Origin of the sequence: Abyssibius alkaniclasticus (assembly GCF_020447305.1) — a bacterium.
Classification (GTDB): domain Bacteria; phylum Pseudomonadota; class Alphaproteobacteria; order Rhodobacterales; family Rhodobacteraceae; genus Abyssibius; species Abyssibius alkaniclasticus.
In genome coordinates, this window is the sequence record NZ_CP095732.1 from 1657543 (window position 1) to 1671890 (window position 14348).

A 14348-nucleotide genomic window follows, 5' to 3' on the forward strand; every position below is an offset into this window, starting at 1 on the left:
TATGACACGCATACTTGTTCCATCGGGCGTGCTGGGCCTTGGCTTTGATGCCGAGGCCCTTGCGCGTGGGGCGTCGATGGCCCCCGACCTGATCGCCATTGACGGCGGTTCCACCGATAGCGGCCCGGCCTATCTGGGCACGGGCACATCGAAATACAGCCGCGCGGCCACGAAATCGGAATGGCGGCAGATATTGCAGGCGCGCGCGGTGGCCGGCGTGCCGCTGGTCATCGGCTCTTGCGGCACCTGCGGGGCCGATAGCGCGGTCGACTGGATGTATGACATCACCGTCGAACTGGCCGCCGAGCTTGGGCAAAACCTGAAGATCGCACGGCTTTATTCCAGCCAGCCGGCGGCTGCGGTGCAGGCAGCCCTGGCGGAAGGGCGGATCAGCGCGCTGGCGCCGGAACTGCCGATTGATGCCGGGCTGATTGCCGAATGCAGCAACATTGTGGCGCTGGCGGGGGCCGAACAAATCTCTGCCGCACTGGCCACGGGGGCCGATATTGTGCTGGCCGGGCGCACGACCGACACGGCCAGTATTGCCGCGCTGCCCCTGTCGCGGGGCGACCATGCGGGCGGTGCCTGGCATGGGGCAAAAATTGCCGAATGCGGTGCGCTGTGTTCGACCAACCCCACAAGTGGTGTGATCATGGTGGATTTCGATGCGGCCGGCTTTGAGGTTGAGCCGCTGGCCAAAGGCGCGAAATGCACCCCGCATTCGGTTTCCGCCCATATGCTTTATGAAAACTCCGACCCGTTCCATTTGCACGAGCCGGGCGGCTATCTGGATGTGACCGCGGCGCGCTACAGCGCGCTCAGCCCCGCGCGGGTGCGCGCCAAGGGCGCGGACTGGGTAAAAGCGCCGCGCTATACGGTAAAGCTGGAAGGCGCGCGGCTTGCGGGCTATCAGACCACCATCCTCGCCCTTCTGCGCGATGCGCATTATGTGGCCAATGCGCGGGCATGGGTGGACAAGATGACCGGCTTTCTGAGCCATCGCATTGCCGAGCGTATGGGGCTGGGGGCCGAGGATTACACGCTGGAATTCCGGCTGATCGGCGAAAACGCCACGCTGGGCGCTTTGGAAAACCGCAGCGGCACGCCAACCGAAATTGGCGTTCTGGGCATCATCACCGCGAAAACCGCAGCTATGGCCGATGAGATCGGCCGCATGATCAACCCCTTCGTGCTGCATTACCCGCTGACCGAGGATGAGGAATTGCCGACTTTCGCCTTTCCCTACTCGCCCGCGCAAAGCGACCGTGGGGCGATTTACGAGTTTTGCCTCAACCATGTCATGGCGCTCGATGACCCTATGGCCGCGTTCCGGCTGCGTGTGGATGAGGTGGGCGCATGAGGCTTGGAGATTACGCATACAAGGTCCGCTCCAAAAACGCCGGGCCGTTCTGGGTAACGATTGATGTATTCTGCGGCGATGCGGCGCGCTTCGAGGCCATCCGCGCCGCGCTGAAAACCGAAGCCGTGGCCGCGCTGTATGACCAGCCGCGCCAGATGCTGAAACGCTTTGAAATCGCCGATATTCACGCCATCAAGTTCAGCCTGCCGCGCCCGGTGGTGCAGGGCAGCCGCTATGATCGCGATATGCACGGCGCGCAATATGCCGTGCTGCTGGCCGAGCTTGACCTGGATGTTTGAGCGCACACTTTTGCTGCGCCGATTGCTGACGCTTGCCCTTGCCGCCCTTGGCGCCTGGGTCTTCATGGTGCTGCGCCTGCCGCTGCCGCTGCTGCTTGGCCCGATGGTTGCCTGCCTTCTGGTGGCGCTGGCCGGCGTCAGGCTGGCCGGGCTGGGGGTTGTTTCCACCTTCATGCGCACGTTTCTGGGTGTGGCGGTTGGCTCGTCCGTCACCCCGCAACTGGTGCATGATCTGCCGCAAATCGCCACCTCGCTGCTGTTTGTGCCGCTTTTTGTGGGGCTGATCGGGGCAATGGGCTATCCGCTGTTTCGCCATGTCTTCAAGTTCGACCCTGCAACCTCCTTTTATTCCGCCATGCCCGGCGGGCTGCAGGATATGCTGGTGTTTGGCCAAGAGGCGGGCGGCGATGTGCGCGCGCTTTCGCTGATCCACGCCACGCGGGTGCTGGTCATCGTCGCACTTGCGCCGCTGATTCTGACCGGCATCTGGGGCCTGGATTTGAGCCAGCCACCGGGGGTTGCGGCCAGCAACGTGCCGCCGATGCAGATTGCGCTGATGGTCGCGGCCGGCTTTTTCGGCTGGCAGATCGCACAGCGCGTGGGGCTGTTTGGCGCATCCATTCTGGGCCCGTTGATCCTGACGGCGGGGCTGAGCCTGAGCGGCATCATCACCCAACGCCCGCCCGCCGAAATCATCTGGGCGGCGCAATTCTTCATCGGCATCGCTGTGGGGGCGCAATATGTGGGTGTGACCCTGGCCGAGCTGCGCCGCGATGTCTTGGCGGGGCTGGCCTATAGCATTGCGCTGACATTGATCAGCACGCTGTTTTTTCTGGCAATCACCGGGCTGAACCTGGCGCCGAATCTGGAGGTCTTCCTATCATTCCTGCCCGGCGGGCAGGGCGAGATGGTGGTCATCGCCATCATCGCCGGGGCCGATCTGACCTATGTGGTCAGCCACCATTTGCTGCGGCTGATACTGGTCATTCTGCTGGCCCCGGTCGTGGCGCGCTTTACGCTGAAACGCTAGTCGGTCTTCGGCTTTGCCTTGCGCTTGAAGGGTTTGGCGCCCGGCCCGGCACTCGGTGCGGCAGATGGGCCTTTCCTGAACGGCTTGTCACCGCCCTTTTTGGCCCAGGGCTTGCCGCCTGGCTTGCCCCCGGGCTTGCCACCGGGCTTATAGGGCTTGTCGGCCTTGTATTTCGACTTGGGCGCCTCGGTCGTGCCACGGCCGCGCGGGGTGAATTCGGGCGCGCCGGGCAGGCGGGCAATGCGGATACCGGCACCGATCATATTGTCGGGGCCGACATTGGCCATGAACTTATCGGCGATTTTTGCGTTGAGCTGGATGAAGCTTTCATCATCCTGCAGGCGGATGGCGCCAACGTCGCGCCGCGTAATATCGCCTGCCTTGCACACCATCGGTAGCAGCGCGCGCGGCTCGGCACCGCTGTTGCGGCCTGTCGAAGCAACGATCCAGACCGATTGCTCAAACTCGTCGCGCGGGGTGGGGGCGGCGGTGGCACCGGGCGCTACCGCAACCACATCTTCGGGGGCCGATTTTGCATCGCGGTTCATGCGCACAAAGGCGGCGGCCAGCGTTTCTGCGCCGTGCTTTTCAAGCAACGCGCTGATCATCGCCTGATCTTCCTCGCGCAGGGGTTCGGCCAGCAGGGGGTGGTCCATCAGGCGTTCGTCATCGCGCTTGTTGATCTCATCGGCACTGGGGGCGCTCACCCATGTCGGCTTGACCGAGGCGAAGCCGAACACACGCTCGGCTTTGCGCTTTTCATGGCCCTGCACGATAAGCGCCGAAACGCCCTTGCGCCCGGCGCGGCCCGTGCGGCCGGACCGGTGCAGCAGGGTTTCGCGGTTGGTGGGCAGGTCGGCATGGATGACCAGTTCGAGATTGGGCAGGTCGATGCCGCGCGCCGCCACATCGGTGGCAATGCAGACATTGGCGCGCCCGTCGCGCATGGCTTGCAGGGCGTGGGTGCGCTCGGCCTGGCTAAGCTCGCCTGATAAGGCCACAACGCGGAAGCCACGGTTGTTGAAGCGCGCCATCAGGTGGTTGACCGTGGCGCGCGTGGCGCAGAAGACCAGCGCGTTTGTCGCGTCGTAATAGCGCAGCAGGTTGATGATGGCGTGTTCCTTGTCGCCCTTGGCGACCGAAACGGCGCGGTAGTCGATATCCAGATGCTGCTTGCTGTCGGAGACGGTGGAAATGCGCACGGCATCGCGCTGGTAGGTTTTGGCCAGCGCGGCAATCGGCTTGGAGACGGTGGCCGAAAACATCAGCGTGCGGCGCGAATTGGGGGCAGAGTCGAGGATGAACTCAAGGTCTTCGCGAAAACCGAGGTCGAGCATTTCATCGGCCTCATCCAGCACGGCCGCCTTCAAAGCGCCAAGATCGAGCGCGCCTTTTTCGATATGGTCGCGCAAGCGGCCCGGCGTGCCCACAACGATATGCGCGCCGAATTGCAGCATTTTACGCTCGCTCCGGCTGTCCATGCCGCCAACGCAGCTTGCAAAGCGCGCGCCGGTGCCGGCGTAAAGCCACATCAACTCGGCCTTCACCTGCATGGCAAGCTCGCGGGTCGGCGCGATGATCAGCGCCAACGGGCGCTCGGCGGGGGCGAATTTTTCTGCATCGCCCAAAATGCCTTCGGCCAGCGCAAGGCCAAAGGCCACGGTTTTGCCCGAGCCGGTTTGCGCCGAGACCAGCGCATCGGCCTGGCCAAGGTCCGAGGCGATGACCGCCTTCTGCACGGGGGTCAGGATCTCATATCCGCGGCCGGCCAATGCCGATGCCAGCGCCGGATGCACGCCTTCAAATTCGCTCATGTCATTTCTTTCCAGATCGGGCCATAGATCGAGCCCATGCCCGCTTAGCCGCCAGCCTTGTGGCGCAGCCCATTCGGGCGCTGCCTATCGTGGATTTGGCGCACTGTATAGGGTGTGTGTGTCGCGGGCCGGAATTTGGCGCAAATTTGCCGCTTTGCGCCGGGTTCATCTTGCTTGTTTCGTTGAACGCACCGTGGCATTTTATTGAGAGCATTGAAAATCGGGGGGAGCATGGCCTATCTGGATTCTATCCGCGTCTTTGTGCGCGTGGTCGATTTGGGCAGCATCACGGCGGGCGGGCGCGACTTGCGCCTGTCGCCCGCCGTGGCCAGCAACCGCATCAAGGCGCTGGAGGACAGGCTGGGCATTCGTCTGTTCAACCGCACGACCCGCCGACTGACCCCAACAGAAGCCGGGCGGCAATATTACGACCATGCGCGGCGTATCCTCGATGCGCTGGGCGATGCCGAGGCGATGGTTGCGGGGTTTTCCAACAAGCCGAATGGCGAAATTCGCGTCACCGCGCCCCTGGGCATTGGCCGGCGGATCATCGCGCCGCTGGTGCCGGATTTCAACGCGCTTTACCCCGATATTCTGGTGCGGCTGCGCCTGTCCGACCGCAAGGTCGATATTTTCGCCGAGGGGGTGGATGTGGCCTTTGTGCTGGGCACATTGCTGGATAGCGATATGAAGGCGCGCAAGATCAGCGATTGCCCGCGGATTCTTTGTGCGGCAAGCACCTATTTGCAGGCAAGGGGCACACCGCGCGTGCCAAGCGACCTGACCACGCAAAAGCACCGCTGCCTGCTGCTGCGCTTTCCCGGCTCGGCTGGCAATTCATGGATGCTGCAAACCGAGGACGGGCCGCAAAAGGTAACTGTATCCGGCCCCTATGATGCCGATGAGGGCGATGTGCTGACCGATTGGGCGCTGGCCGGGCATGGCATTGTGAACAAGCCGCTGTTTGAGGTCGCTGACCATATCAAGAGCGGCGCGCTGGTGCGGGTGCTGGCCGAAACGCCGCCACCGCCGTCGCGCTTTGCCTGTCTTTATCCGCATCGCCGCCTGCAAGACCCGAAGGTGCGGCTGTTTGTCGACTATATGATCACCCAATGCCGAAACCGCGTCGCACAGATGAGCGGCTAGCGGAACCGGCGCAGAAAGACGGCAAGCGGGGTGTTGATGGCGGCGGGGCTTTCGGTGGGCGACATGTGGTTGAGGCCCTGGGCGATGCTGACCTCGGCCCCGGCAATTTCGGCTGCCATTGCGCGGGCCATATCGGGGGATTGGCCATAATCCAGTTCGGCCGCCATGACCAGCGCGGGGCAACTGATTGGCGGCACTGGCGCGATGATCTGCGCCATATCCTCGGCCAGAACGCGGTAAAGCCTGCAATATTGGTCGGGGTCGGTGGCAAGAATGGTTTGGCGGATGGCATCGACAATTTCCGGGTTCCGGGCGTAAAAGCCGGGGGTAAACCAACGGCTGAGCGCCAGCTCCACCGTGGCGGCAGGGCCGGATTTTTGCGCCTCGGCCAGCCGCAAAAGGATATTGGCCTGCGCCCTGGCCGAACGCGCATGGGCGGAATTGATCACCACCAGACCCTGTGTTCGGTGCGGATGGCTTTGCGCGAAATGCCGCGCGATCATGCCGCCAAGCGAAAAGCCGATCACCACGGCACAGCCAATTTTCAGATGGTCGAGCAGCCCGGCCAGTTGCGCCGAAAGGCCGGGCAGGGTGGCGCGCCCATCCAAAGCCGCGCTTTCGCCGTGGCCGGGCAGATCATAGCGCAGCCGGGCAAAGCCCGCGAAACCCGGCGATTGGGGCGCCCAGCTTGCGCGGTTCAGCCCCAGCCCATGCACCAGCACCACAACCGGCTGTTGCGGGCTGCTGCCAGTCCAGTCATAGGCGGTGCCATCGGGGGTTTTCATGCGCTGCGTTCATCCAGATTCAGGCTGAAGCCTACACCAATGCGCAATCTTCACAAAAAAGTTTGTAAACCCTCTTGACCTTCCCGTGACTGGAACCCTTATCTGGGGTGTCAAAGGGGACATCATGACAAATCTATCACTCGAATTGAACAATATGAGCTGCGCAAGCTGCGTGGGGCGGGTCGAGCGTGTGTTGCGCGCCCAGCCGGGGGTTGGTGCGGCACAGGTCAATCTGGCAACCAATACCGCAACGCTGGAATATGACGCGCCCGCCACGGCCGATATGCTTGTGAAAGCCGTGGCCGATGCGGGCTATCCGGCGCGCGAGACCAGCACGGAAATTGCCGTTGAAGGCATGAGTTGCGCAAGCTGCGTTGGCAAGGTCGAGCGTGTGCTGGCCGCCCAGCCCGGCGTGCTTTCAGCCAGCGCCAACCTGGCGCGCAACTCTGCCACGATCCGCTATCTGGCGGGGGCTGTCACGCCGGCAGATCTGGCGGCCAAGGTCACGGCGGCGGGCTACAAGGCCAGCGCGGCGCTTGGCAGCAGCGATGAGCGCCAGGAGCAGCACGAGGCCACGCAAAAAGCCCTGCTGCGCGATACCTTGCTGGCGGCTGCGCTGACATTGCCGGTATTTGTTGCCGAAATGGGTGGGCATTTATGGCCCGCCATTCATGTTGCCATCAACAACAGCATTGGAATGCAGGGCAGTTGGCTTGTGCAATTCGTGCTGATCACCGTGGTGCTGGCCTTTCCGGCGCGGCGGATCTTTGCACATGGTGTGCCGGCCCTGCTGCGCGGTGCGCCCGATATGAACAGCCTTGTCGTGGTGGGCACGTCGGCGGCCTGGCTCTATTCGACACTGGTTACATTTGCACCGCTGCTTTTGCCCGCCGATAGCCGCGTTGTGTATTTCGAGGCGGCGGGCGTGATCATTGCGCTTATTCTGCTTGGCCGTCTGCTGGAACACCGCGCCAAGGGGCGCACGGGGCAGGCCATTCGCAAACTCATGGCGCTGCGCCCGAAAACCGCCTTGCGCATGGAAAATGGCGAGGCGGTCGAAGTGCCGCTGGAGGCCATTGCGCTTGATGATCTGCTGCTCGTCAAGCCCGGCGCCGCAATCCCCACCGATGGGGTGGTGGTCGAGGGGCGCTCGGCGGTGGATGAATCCATGATTTCGGGCGAGCCGATGCCGGTGGACAAGGTCGCGGGCGACCATCTGGTTGGCGGCTCGATCAACGCTCAGGGCGCGCTGACCATGCGCAGCACCGCCATCGGCTCTGATACCGTGCTGTCGCAAATCGTGCATCTGGTTGAACAGGCACAGGCCAGCAAGCTGCCGGTGCAAGCCCTGGTCGATCGTATCGCCGGGGTGTTCGTGCCGGTGGTCATGGTAATTTCGGCGCTGACGCTGGCCGTCTGGCTGCTGGCGGGCGCGCCGATTGGTGCCGGGGTTGCCGCAGCGGTGACGGTGCTGATCATCGCCTGCCCCTGTGCGATGGGGCTGGCAACGCCCACTTCCATCATGGTTGGCACGGGGCGCGGGGCCAGCATGGGCGTGCTGTTTGCCCGGGGCGCCGCCATGCAAAGCCTGCGCAACACAACCCATATCGCGCTGGACAAGACCGGCACGCTGACCGAGGGGCGCCCGGCGTTTGAAGATTTCCTGCTTGCCGATGGGTTTGACGCCGATCTGGTTCTGGCCAAGGTTGCCGCGGTCGAGTCGCGCTCGGAACATCCGATTGCACAGGCGATTGTGGCCGAGGCACAGGCGCGCGGGCTCAAACTGCCTGAGGTTGGCGAATTCGAGGCGATTACCGGGTTCGGCGTAACCGCGCGTGTTGGCGGCGATGACATCACCATCGGTGCCGACCGTTTGCTCGCCCGGCAGAATGTGGCAATGGATGCGCTTGCCGGGCAGGCGGGCGCTTTGGCAAAAGCCGGCAAAACGCCGCTTTATGTGGCGCTGAATGGCAGGCTTGCCGCCGTGATCACGGTCGCCGACCAGATCAAGCCCAGCACACCGAAGGCGATTGCCGCGATGCACGGCCTGGGGCTGAAGGTGGTCATGCTGACCGGCGACAATGCCGCCACGGCCGCGCATGTCGCCGCAGAGCTGGGCATCGATGATTTCCGCGCCGAAGTTCTGCCGCAAGACAAGGTCGCCGCTTTGCGCAGCCTGCAAGACGAGGGCGCGGTTGTGGCCTTTGTCGGTGATGGCATCAACGATGCGCCCGCTTTGGCGGGGGCCGATACCGGCATTGCCATTGGCACCGGCACCGATGTGGCCATCGAATCGGCCGATATCGTGCTGATGTCGGGGGATCTTGGCGGCGTGGTGCAGGCGATTGCCCTGTCGCGCGCGGTCATGCGCAACATCATCCAGAACCTTGTCTGGGCCTTTGGCTATAATGTGTTGCTTATCCCGGTTGCCGCCGGGCTGCTTTACCCCTGGTTCGGGCTGCTGCTCTCGCCCGCTTTGGCGGCCGGGGCAATGGCGCTGTCATCGGTCTTTGTGCTGGGCAATGCGTTGCGCTTGCAGAAATTCAAAACAAAGGAGGTCGTATGAATATCGGAAATGTCGCCCAAACCCTGGATATGCCCGCCAAAACCATCCGCTACTACGAATCCATCGGTCTGGTGACTCCAAGGCGCAGCCAGAACGACTATCGGCAATATCGGCCAAGCGATGTGCATAAGCTTGGCTTTGTCGGGCGCGCACGGTCATTGGGCTTTAGCGTGGAAGACTGCCGTGTATTGCTGGCGCTTTATGAAGATAAAGACCGCGCCAGCGCCGATGTGCGCAAACTGGCAGGCGAGCATCTGGCGCGCATAGATGCCAAGCTTGCTGAACTGGCCACGATGCGCGAAACGCTGGCACATCTGGTGGAATGCTGCGCGGGCGATACCCGCCCCGATTGCCCGATACTGGCCGATCTGGCAGGCGCGCCAGACGCGGTTTAGGGCCTGACCGCGCAGATGACAAACTGCGTGATGGAAAAGAAGAAACGGCCCGCAGCCGCCAGATGTGCCTGCTCGGACGCCCAGGCGCCAACCTCGCCCTTCGGGGCGAGGTTTTCTTTTGTGATATAGGCCTGCATGAGCTGCATCATCATGCGGGCCAAGCCATCGGGCTTCAATGCCCGGTCATAAAGTGTGACCGGGATGATACGCTCGATCGCAAATCCGGCTTCAACCATTTTTGCCGGCAGAACGGCGGGAATGTCGCGGCGGGCAAGGCGCTTGCCAGGCCATCATGTAGCGCAACCCAGGGCATGTTCTGGCAACGAAGCGTGGCGGCGCTGCGCATCGCATGGCTCGGGTCAACGCCGATGATCTTGCCAGCGGGGCCAACAGCGCGGGCCAGTTCGGCCGTCAGCAGCCCGTTACCGCAGCCAATATCGACGATCGTCTCATCGGGCTGCGCATCGATTGCATCGAACGACGCGCGGCGGCGTTGCACAATGTCGGCACCCTGATAGGCGATTTCGAGCTGGCGCGCGGTGGCTTCATCAAACTCAAGCATGAAGGACAGGGTAGCACAGGTGGCGGCAATGGCCAAATCCGGCCATTGCCTGCGATTGTTGCGCGCCTATTCTCCGTAGGGCACCCAGATATTCTTGACCTGCGTCGCGGCACGGCGGAAATCGCAGCCAGCGCCCTGGGTTGCGTCAAACCAGTCGCGCGCAAACCCGTCATTCACCCATGTGCGTTTGAGATTGCCGGTCGAGGCCGCCTCGACCATTGCGCTGCCTTCGGAGCTGCCGAAATACCACATCGCATCGACATTGCCATGCTCGGTCAGGGTTCTGGTCAGCGCATCGCGGTTGCCGGTGACAATGTTCACCACCCCGCCGGGCAGATCAGAGGTTTCGAACACCTGATACATATCGAGCGCGGCAAGCGGCTGGTGCGCGCTGGGCAGGGCCACAACGCGGTTGCCAAAGGCAATGGCCGGCGCGACGAGCGACAGGAAGCCAAGCAACGGCGCCTCGTCAGGCGCGGCGATGCCGATCACGCCCATCGGTTCGTGCATGGCCAGCGCCACGCCGCGAATGGGCACGGAATGCACCGCGCCATCGTATTTATCGGCCCATGCCGCCCAATGGAACAGCCGGTCGATGCCGGCCCTCACCTCGTCGTCCCCATCGCTGCCGCCCGACATCGTGTTCAGCGTCTGCGCGAATTCATCGGCCCGCAGCGACAGGTTCTCGGCGATGTAGAACAGCACCTGCGCGCGGTTATGCGCGGTGGCCTTGGCCCATGCGCCCGCATTCGCCGCGGCTTCAACCGCGTTGCGGATGTCTTTGCGGTTGCCCTCGCCCACCTGGCCGATCAGCGCGCCCTTGGGGCCGAAAACCGGACGGTCATAGCCGCCATCGGGGCGGGCCTGTTTGCCGCCGATGTAAAGCTTGCGCGTCTGGTCCACCGATGTGGTGAGCTTTTGTTGCATATGTGCTTCGTTGTTCAGCACCAGCTTGACGGGCTTCAATGCGCTGGCATAGCGCGGTTTGAGATATTCGAACATCCCCTCGCGCCCGCCTTCGCGGCCATAGCCGCTTTCGCGGTAGCCGCCAAAACCGGCCGCCGCATCGAACATATTGGTGCCGTTCACCCAGACAATGCCGGCCTTGAGCCTGGGAGCAACATCAAGCGCCAGATTGATATTCTCGCTCCACACACTCGCGGCCAGCCCGTAGCGCGAATTATTGGCGATCTGCACGGCTTCCTCGGGTGTGCGGAAAGTCATCGACACCAGCACGGGGCCGAAAATTTCTTCCTGAGCGACCGTCATGGCGGGTTCGGTGTTGTAAAGCAGCGTGGGCGGGTAAAAGCAGCCGCCTTCGGGCATGGCAATATCGGGCTGGAAGATTTCCGCCCCCTCGGCCACGCCAGCCGCCACACGATCGGCGATCTGGTTGCGCTGCACGGGGTCGACAATGGCGCCGATGTCGATGGATTTATCGAGCGGCGCGCCAACGCGCAGCTTGCCCATGCGCGCCCTGATCTTGGCCAGCAGCTTGTCGGCCACGCTTTCCTGCACCAACAGGCGGCTGCCAGCACAACAGACCTGGCCCTGGTTGAACCAGATCGCATCGACCAGCCCTTCGACCGCACCATCAAGATCGGCATCGTCAAACACGATGAAGGGCGATTTGCCGCCAAGCTCAAGCGTCAGCTTTTTGCCCTGGCCCGCGGTTTGGCGGCGAATGATGCGGCCAACCTCGGTCGAGCCGGTAAAGGCCACCTTGTTCACATCGGGATGGCCGGAAATTTCGGCCCCCGTGGCCCCCATGCCGGTGACGATATTCACCACGCCCTTGGGCAAGCCAGCCTGCACGCACAATTCGGCAAATAGCAGCGCAGTCAGCGGGGTGTATTCGGCGGGCTTCAGCACAACGGTATTGCCAGCGGCCAAGGCGGGCGCAATTTTCCAGGCCAGCATGAGCAGCGGAAAATTCCACGGAATGACCTGCCCGGCCACGCCCACAGCCTGATGGTGGGGAAATTCGGCTTCAAGCAGCTGCGCCCAGCCCGCATGGTGGTAGAAATGGCGGGCGACCAGCGGAATGTCGATATCGCGGCTTTCGCGGATGGGTTTGCCATTGTCCAGCGTTTCCAGCACGGCCAGAAGGCGGCTGTTTTTCTGCACCAGCCGCGCCAGCGCATATAGAAAGCGCGCACGCTTCGGCCCGCCCAGCGACTCCCAGTCGGGCTGGGCCTGGCGTGCGGCGGTCACGGCGGCATTCACCTCGTCTTCGCCGGCGGTCGAAACCTGTGCCAGCACCTCGCCCGTGGCCGGGTTGCGGGTTTCGAACAGGTCGTTGGGGGTGGTGAATGCACCATTGATGAAATGGCCGAACGTATAGTCATGGCGCTCAAGCCAGGCCTGCGCCTCGGCTGCGCTTTCGGGGGCGGGGCCGTAATCCATCGTTTTGAATGCGGTCATAATGTCCATTTCCATCTCCGATCAGGCCATCGCATGGCGGTTGGCAGCCGAATAGGCGCCGGTGACATGGTGTTCGAGCTGGCGCTCGATATCCCCCAGCAGCGAGGAGGCGCCAAAGCGGAACAGCGCCGGTGTAAGCCACGCGTCGCCCAGTTCCTCTTTGATCAGCGCAAGATAGCCAAGGCTGTCTTTCGCCCTGGAAATGCCGCCCGCCGGTTTATAGCCGATCTTGTGGCCGGTCAGCGCATGGTAGTCGCGGATGGCGCGCAGCATGACCAGCGTGAAGGGCAGGGTGGCGTTCACGCCTTCCTTCCCGGTCGAGGTTTTGATGAAATCGGCCCCGGCCATCATGCATACCCAGCTTGCGCGGGCGACATTGCGCAGCGTGCCAAGCTCGCCCGTGGCCAGAATTGCCTTCACATGCGCATTGCCACAGGCGGCGCGGTATTCGGCCATTTCATCATAAAGCGCGGCCCAGTCGCCGGTCAGCACATGGCGGCGCGAAATGACGATGTCAATCTCGCGTGCGCCTGCCGCAACCGAGGCCTTGATCTCGGCAACCTTCAGATGATGCGGGGTCAGCCCTGCAGGAAAGCCGGTGGAGACAGCGGCCACCGGAATGCCGGTGCCGTGCAGCGCGGCCGCGGCGGGGGCGATCATTTCGTGGTAAACGCAAACCGCCCCGGTGGTCAGCTTCAAATCGGCAATGCCAAGCGCGGCCACAAGGTCGGGGCGCAGCGGGTTGCGCGCCTTGGCGCAAAGGCGGCGCACCCGGCCCGGCGTGTCATCGCCTGCCAGGGTGGTCAAGTCCATGCAGGAAATGGCCTTGAGCAACCAGGCCGCCTGATGTGCCTTTTTCACCGTGCGCCGCCCGCCAAGGGCGGCGCAGCGCCGTTCCACCGCCGATAGGTTCACACGTTGCTCGGCCACAAGGTCGAGGTTGAGCGCCATGCCCGTATTGCGGGTCGGGCGCATCAATTCGGTGCTGGGTTCTTGAACGTCACTGGACATCGGGCTTCTCCGGCGAATCGTGGTTGCTGCCATCTTGTCCGGACAACTTATGTTAAGATTTTCCGAAAAGAAAGTCATTTCGCGGGGCTTGCCAATACAAGTATGCCAACATAGTATCTTGTCCATACAAGTGAAGGCCCTGCCATGATCACCCGCGCAACCCCCGTGCCGCTTTATCACCAGATTGCCGAACATCTGCGCGGCCAGATCTCCTCGGGCAAACTGCCGCCTGCTGCGAAGCTGCCCTCGGAACATGCGCTATGCGCGCAATTCAGCGTGTCGCGCTCGGTCGTGCGGCAGGCTTTGGCGGCGCTTGTGGCCGATGGGCTGGTAGAAACGCAGCGCGGGCGCGGGGCGTTTGTGCGCGCGCGGCGTGTGCCTGTGGCGCTGCACGCCCGGCTCGACCCGCTGGAAACCGAGCTGGACAAGGCCGGTTTCAGGCTGACCACGCGGATGCTGGCGCAAAAGCTGATCGACGCCCCCGCCTATATTGCCGAACAGATCGGCGATAGCCGCGCGATCTACCTCAAGCGTCTGCGCTATGCCGACGGGCAGATTCTGCTGCTGGTCGAAAACTACATCCCCTATGCGCGCACCCCCGATTTGCTGGGCTTTGAGGGGTTCGAGACCACCTCGCTTTACCAGCATATGGCGGCGAAATACGGGATTATCGCCACAACCGGCCGCCGCCTGCTGGAGGTTGGGCGCACGCCGGGCGATGTGGCGGAATTGCTGGGGCTGGAGCCCGGCTCGCGCGCCATGTTCAACCGCGAGATTACCCGCGATCAGGCGGGGGATGTGCTGGAATATTACGAAAGCTGGCACCACCCCGACCATACGCAACTGGCGATCGAGCTGCGCCGCGATGGCGCGTGAGGGCGGCCAAGCTCCCCAGGCCGCCCCGGGCCTGACCCGGGGCCTCGACCCCCGCCCCGAGAGGCCCCGGATCGGGTCCG

13 protein-coding genes are annotated in these 14348 nt (G+C 63.2%); 7 read left to right on the top strand and 6 right to left on the bottom strand.

Features of this window, described 5'->3' with window-relative positions; genetic code table 11:
• Position 1 precedes the first annotated feature (1 nt).
• From LGT41_RS08270 to LGT41_RS08280, 3 genes are read left to right on the top strand one after another with little or no spacing between them, the layout of a single operon-like run.
• Positions 2-1360, top strand: coding sequence for an acyclic terpene utilization AtuA family protein (locus tag LGT41_RS08270; protein WP_274126397.1), 1359 nt, complete (start codon positions 2-4; stop codon positions 1358-1360).
• A complete protein-coding gene (locus LGT41_RS08275; RefSeq protein WP_274126398.1) occupies positions 1357-1659 on the top strand; it encodes a DUF4387 family protein in 303 nt (100 codons plus the stop codon). Before LGT41_RS08270 ends, LGT41_RS08275 begins: the two co-directional genes overlap by 4 nt.
• On the top strand, positions 1652-2689 hold the full coding sequence (locus LGT41_RS08280) for an AbrB family transcriptional regulator (protein ID WP_274126399.1): 1038 nt from the start codon (positions 1652-1654) through the stop codon (positions 2687-2689). The genes LGT41_RS08275 and LGT41_RS08280 overlap by 8 nt, the downstream gene beginning before the upstream one ends.
• On the opposite strand, the gene LGT41_RS08285 is transcribed toward LGT41_RS08280, so the two are convergent.
• Positions 2686-4503, bottom strand: a complete 1818-nt coding sequence (locus LGT41_RS08285) for a DEAD/DEAH box helicase (protein ID WP_274126400.1) — start codon at positions 4501-4503, stop codon at positions 2686-2688. The two genes, LGT41_RS08280 and LGT41_RS08285, sit on opposite strands and share 4 nt — an antisense overlap.
• 231 nt (positions 4504-4734) lie before the next feature.
• Between LGT41_RS08285 and LGT41_RS08290 the strand changes: the two genes are divergently transcribed.
• A complete protein-coding gene (locus LGT41_RS08290; RefSeq protein ID WP_274126401.1) occupies positions 4735-5649 on the top strand; it encodes a LysR family transcriptional regulator in 915 nt (304 codons plus the stop codon).
• Here LGT41_RS08290 and LGT41_RS08295 read toward each other — a convergent pair.
• Positions 5646-6434 carry an alpha/beta fold hydrolase gene (locus tag LGT41_RS08295; RefSeq protein WP_274126402.1) on the bottom strand — a complete coding sequence of 263 codons (789 nt, stop codon included), beginning with the start codon at positions 6432-6434 and terminating at the stop codon, positions 5646-5648. The genes LGT41_RS08290 and LGT41_RS08295 overlap by 4 nt on opposite strands.
• A 124-nt stretch (positions 6435-6558) precedes the next feature.
• On the opposite strand from LGT41_RS08295, the gene LGT41_RS08300 reads away from it, so the two are divergent.
• Both LGT41_RS08300 and cueR read left to right on the top strand, forming a co-directional pair.
• The gene (locus tag LGT41_RS08300; protein ID WP_274126403.1) at positions 6559-9000 is read left to right on the top strand and encodes a heavy metal translocating P-type ATPase; all 2442 of its coding nucleotides are present in this window, start codon (positions 6559-6561) and stop codon (positions 8998-9000) included.
• Positions 8997-9395: a Cu(I)-responsive transcriptional regulator gene (cueR, locus tag LGT41_RS08305; protein ID WP_274126404.1), complete on the top strand. Its 399-nt coding sequence runs from the start codon at positions 8997-8999 to the stop codon at positions 9393-9395. The genes LGT41_RS08300 and cueR overlap by 4 nt, the downstream gene beginning before the upstream one ends.
• Here cueR and LGT41_RS08310 read toward each other — a convergent pair.
• Genes LGT41_RS08310 through deoC form a run of 4 tightly spaced genes read right to left on the bottom strand, consistent with a single transcriptional unit; the run spans position 9392 to position 13392 of the window.
• Positions 9392-9547, bottom strand: a complete 156-nt coding sequence (locus tag LGT41_RS08310) for a methyltransferase domain-containing protein (RefSeq protein ID WP_274126405.1) — start codon at positions 9545-9547, stop codon at positions 9392-9394. The two genes, cueR and LGT41_RS08310, sit on opposite strands and share 4 nt — an antisense overlap.
• Before the next feature lie 20 nt (positions 9548-9567).
• Complete coding sequence (locus tag LGT41_RS08315) at positions 9568-9993, bottom strand: methyltransferase domain-containing protein (RefSeq protein WP_274126406.1); 426 nt, start codon at positions 9991-9993, stop codon at positions 9568-9570.
• 30 nt (positions 9994-10023) lie between these two features.
• Positions 10024-12390 carry an aldehyde dehydrogenase family protein gene (locus LGT41_RS08320; protein WP_420720176.1) on the bottom strand — a complete coding sequence of 789 codons (2367 nt, stop codon included), beginning with the start codon at positions 12388-12390 and terminating at the stop codon, positions 10024-10026.
• A gap of 12 nt (positions 12391-12402) precedes the next feature.
• Positions 12403-13392: a deoxyribose-phosphate aldolase gene (deoC, locus tag LGT41_RS08325; RefSeq protein WP_274126408.1), complete on the bottom strand. Its 990-nt coding sequence runs from the start codon at positions 13390-13392 to the stop codon at positions 12403-12405.
• Between the two features lie 144 nt (positions 13393-13536).
• Here deoC and LGT41_RS08330 point away from each other — a divergent pair, with 144 nt between their 5' ends.
• Positions 13537-14268, top strand: coding sequence for a GntR family transcriptional regulator (locus LGT41_RS08330; RefSeq protein WP_274126409.1), 732 nt, complete (start codon positions 13537-13539; stop codon positions 14266-14268).
• The last annotated feature ends 80 nt before the right edge of the window (positions 14269-14348 follow it).

Coding starts and splice junctions, on each gene's coding strand:
- LGT41_RS08320 (WP_420720176.1), bottom strand. CDS start 12,390: ATGGACATTATGACCGCATTCAAAACGATGGATTACGGCCCCGCCCCC.
- cueR (WP_274126404.1), top strand. CDS start 8,997: ATGAATATCGGAAATGTCGCCCAAACCCTGGATATGCCCGCCAAAACC.
- deoC (WP_274126408.1), bottom strand. CDS start 13,392: ATGTCCAGTGACGTTCAAGAACCCAGCACCGAATTGATGCGCCCGACC.
- LGT41_RS08330 (WP_274126409.1), top strand. CDS start 13,537: ATGATCACCCGCGCAACCCCCGTGCCGCTTTATCACCAGATTGCCGAA.
- LGT41_RS08275 (WP_274126398.1), top strand. CDS start 1,357: ATGAGGCTTGGAGATTACGCATACAAGGTCCGCTCCAAAAACGCCGGG.
- LGT41_RS08310 (WP_274126405.1), bottom strand. CDS start 9,547: ATGATGATGCAGCTCATGCAGGCCTATATCACAAAAGAAAACCTCGCC.
- LGT41_RS08270 (WP_274126397.1), top strand. CDS start 2: ATGACACGCATACTTGTTCCATCGGGCGTGCTGGGCCTTGGCTTTGAT.
- LGT41_RS08300 (WP_274126403.1), top strand. CDS start 6,559: ATGACAAATCTATCACTCGAATTGAACAATATGAGCTGCGCAAGCTGC.
- LGT41_RS08290 (WP_274126401.1), top strand. CDS start 4,735: ATGGCCTATCTGGATTCTATCCGCGTCTTTGTGCGCGTGGTCGATTTG.
- LGT41_RS08295 (WP_274126402.1), bottom strand. CDS start 6,434: ATGAAAACCCCCGATGGCACCGCCTATGACTGGACTGGCAGCAGCCCG.
- LGT41_RS08280 (WP_274126399.1), top strand. CDS start 1,652: ATGTTTGAGCGCACACTTTTGCTGCGCCGATTGCTGACGCTTGCCCTT.
- LGT41_RS08285 (WP_274126400.1), bottom strand. CDS start 4,503: ATGAGCGAATTTGAAGGCGTGCATCCGGCGCTGGCATCGGCATTGGCC.